This is a genomic window from Endozoicomonas sp. SESOKO3, assembly GCF_024606255.1.
Genome location: NZ_JAHHPR010000612.1, coordinates 1 through 3947 on the forward strand (window position 1 = coordinate 1; position 3947 = coordinate 3947).

Genomic DNA, 3947 nt, shown 5'->3' on the forward strand with positions numbered 1-3947 from the left:
CGCTGTGGTATCCGCTTTTGTGACTCGATAGAGATGCAGCACTTTTGTAGACTCTCCCGCATGGTCCTTGCTGGCCATGCTCCCCGGCCACGATCACTTCACAGACTTTTTGCCCGGAGTGTTCTTGTCTTTTTTGAATCATCAGGGCTATGGCATTCCTGCAAACCTTTCCGCATGGCCGCTGTTGACGATCCTCCCCGACCACGATCACTTCACAGATTTGTTGCTTGCCATGGTCTTTGATTTTGTGATCAAACAGAGCTTGAGCATTATTGCAGACCTTCCTGCATGCGCGTGACTGGCCATCCTTGCCGACCGCGGAGACCGCACAGGTTCTTTGACCGCTGTCGGCTTTGGCTTGTGCTGCGCCTGCCCGGGAAAGCTGAGGTTGGCTCTGATCCAAATGGGATGACTTAGAGGTTGTTTGTTGTGTTTCTGAATGGTTAAGCGTAAAGGCAACCTCGTCTTCTTTGAGAAGACTCTCTGGATCGAGTGACCCATCAATGGCCTCAAAATCATCAGCGATGGAAGACAAATGGTTGAGCATTGGCACATCATCATCGAGTAACCCGATAGCTTCAATGGCATTCTGGATTGAGTCTGTAAGGTGGCCATCAATGCCATCAATTAGTGGGTCAGAATCGAATGGGAGCTGAATGTCAGAAAGATCATTCAATGTTTTGAAAAGAGGGTTTTGTCGTAACTTCATAGAATTTGCAGGATCATAATGCCCCACGCAACTAAAGCACTGTCCAGTAGCCAAGTGAGAGCCTGAGCTTTCAGAGGTATTCAGGGGCCGCTCAGCGGGCCCACTGCTACCAGATGGGGGGCGGCGGAATCGACAAAAGCCATAACAGGGATGGATGAAACAATTTAAACCCAAAGTGTGCTGTTGTTGCTGATAGCCTCCGTTACCACCGCTATAGTCATTATTCAGCGGTCTAATTAAAGAACTAATGGGTGAAAGGGTGGCTTGTGGAGCTTGCTGGCTGAATGATTCTGATGACTGGTATTGTGGTGGATTATTTCCGGAGCCAAACACCGTAATGATGGTTGCAAACGGGTGATCCTGATTCGCCTGTTGTTCAATCGGGTTAAACAGCTGTGTATCGGGGACACAATAGTTTTTTAAAAACCAATCGACAGCGGCAACCACTTCTGTTGGAAGCCATAAATAAGGGGTGTCGCTCGTGGGAAACTGTTTGGTGGTCAGGATCAGTTCGTAAGCAATCAGCAGATTCGTAGCGTAAAGCCACTGCCACGAAATCGACTCAATGATGGTCTTTTGTATTCCATAATTAAATGTCCTATGTCGTTTTTTATCAGGTGCTAAATCTCGTTCTGCATAGTCGTCTATTTGGGCAATATCGGACAGATTGACCGACAACGTATGCCAGTCACGATTTATAGAAAAGTTTTGTTTTAGAGAATCTGAATCCTGTTTAAGCTCGAAAATAAAACATCTTGTCAACGATCCGGCCGAACAGGCGACAGACAACGACAACAGCGTTAACAGTATTCCCTCAAAGAATGAGTGTTTAATAATTCTATCCTTGCATTCTGGTTTACAGAGAAGAAGGATAGATCAAGAAAATGGATGTGCTTTATGTCAAAATCCAGCAGGCTGACAAAGAACAGTGCCCTTCCAAACGGCCCCGTTGCGAGGACGGCAGAAAATTGAGGCTGAAATTTCGGTTTTGTGAGGAGAATAGCGAGCTTATATGTATTAGTCCGTTAGTTTCCCTTGGTCTTCACACTTATTCACTTTATCTGCTGATGGACTAAGCTCATCGTCCTCGTTCAGATCAACAGGCTTGCGTTTTCGATGTCTTCTTTTGTGATCCCATAGGCATTGTGAATTTTTGTAGGCCTTCCCGCTTGGCCGTTGCTGGTCATCCTCCCGGCATTCAGTCACGTCACAGAATTTTTGCCCTCTGTGGGCGGCGTATTTGTGATTCGACAGGGCTTTAGAATTCTTGCAGACTCTCCCACATGGCCGCTGCTGACCACCCGCCCCGACCACGCTCATGTCACAGGTTCGTTCCCCGCTGTGGTATCCGCTTTTGTGAGTTGACAGGGCTTGAACATTCTTGAAGTATTTCCCGCACGGTCGCTGCCGACCATCCTTCCCGACCATGATCACTTTACAAACTTTTCGTCCGCAGTGGTCTTGTTTTTTATGATACCTCAGGGCTCTGGCATTCTTGCAGGGCTTCCCGCATGGTCGCGGTTGACCATGCTCCGCGACCACGATCACTTCACAGGTTCGTTGCTCACCGTGGCATAAGCTTTTGTGATCCGACAGAGCTCGAGCATTCTTGAAGAGCTTACCGCACGGCTGCTGCTGGCAATCCTCCCCGACTACGGTCACGTCACATGTTTTTTGCCCGGTGTGAAAACCGCTTCTGTGAGTCGCCAGGGCGCCAACACTCTTGCAGAGCCGCCCGCATGGCCGTGACTGGCCATCCTTCCCGACCACGGCCGCCTCACAGATTTTTTGCTCGCTGTGGTATCTGTTTTTGTGATTCACCAGGGCGTCAGCATTCTTACAAACCTTCCCGCATGGCCGTGATTGTCCATCCTTTCCGACCACGGTCACGTCACAGTTTTTTTGCCCTGTGTGATATCTGCCTTTGTGATTCATCAGGGCTCTGGCATTCTTGCAGACCTTCCCGCATGCCCCTGGCTGGCCATCCTTCGCGACAACGGTCTCCTCACATATTCTTTGATCACTGTCGACTGTGGCTTGTGCTGCGCCTGTCTGGGAAAGATCGGGTCGGCTCTGATCCAATTGGGATGACTTCGAGGTGGTGTGTTGTGTTTCTGAATAGTTAAGCGTAAAGGCCATCCCGTCTTCTTCGGGAAGACTCTGTAGATTGAGTGACCGATTAATGACCTCAACATCATCAGCGATGGAAGACAAATACCCGGGCAATGGCGCATCATCATTGAGTGACACGGTAGCATCAATAGCATTCTGGATTGAGTCTTCAAGGTCACTATCAGTGCCATCAAATAGTGGCTCAGAATCGAATGAGAGCTGAATGTCAGAAAGATCATTCAATGTATTAAAAAGAGGGTTTTGCCTGGACGCCATAGCATTTGCAGGGTCAAAATGCCCCATGTCACTTAAGCAGTGTCCAGCAGGCAATTGGAACCATGAGCTTTCCAGACGATTCATAGGCCAATCAGCAGGCTCACTGCTATTGGATGAGAGGCGGAAGTGACAACTCCCATGGCAGGGATGGGTAAAACAATTCAAACCTAAAGTGTGCTGGTGTTGCTGATGGCCTCCGTTACCGCCGCTATAGCCATTATTAAAAGGGCTGATAAAAGAGCTTATAGGCGGGAGGGTGGTTTGCGGGGCTTGCTGGCTGGGTGATTCTGACGACTGGCATTGTGGTGGATTATTTCCGGAGCCAAACACCGCAGTGATGGTTGCAAACGGATGACCCTGATTCGCCTGTTGCTCAATCGGGTCAAATGGCTTTGTATCGGGGTTGCTATAGTTTTTTAAAAGCCAACCGGCAGCGACAACCACTTCTACAGGAAGCCAGAAATAGGGGGTGACGCTCAAATGGGCCTCTGTGTTCAGGATCAGTTCGCAAGCAATCAGCAGATTCGTAGCGTAAAGCCATTGCCACGAAATCGACTCAATGATGTTCTTTTTTATCCCATAACTAAATGATCTATGTCGTTTTTTATCATGTGCTAAATCTGTTTCTTTATCGTCGTTTATATCGGCAATATCGGACGGGTTGCCCGACAACGTATGCCAGTCACGTTTTATAGAAAAATTTTGTTTCAGAGAATCTACATCCTGTCTATGCTCGAAAATAAAACGTCTTGTCAACGAGCCGGCCGAACAGCTGACAGACAACGACAGTAGCATTAACAGCATTGCCGCAAAGAATGAGTGTTTAATAATTCTATCCTTGCATTCTGGT

At 48.2% G+C, this 3947-nt stretch carries 2 protein-coding genes; both read right to left on the reverse strand.

Features of this window, described 5'->3' with window-relative positions; all coding sequences use genetic code 11:
* Nucleotides 1-1471: hypothetical protein (locus KDK18_RS10815; protein ID WP_257254912.1), on the reverse strand; the 1471-nt coding region annotated here is incomplete at its 3' end.
* A 255-nt stretch (nucleotides 1472-1726) separates the two neighbouring features.
* Nucleotides 1727-3947 (reverse strand): hypothetical protein (locus tag KDK18_RS10820; protein WP_257254913.1); only part of this gene is annotated, 2221 nt, incomplete at its 5' end.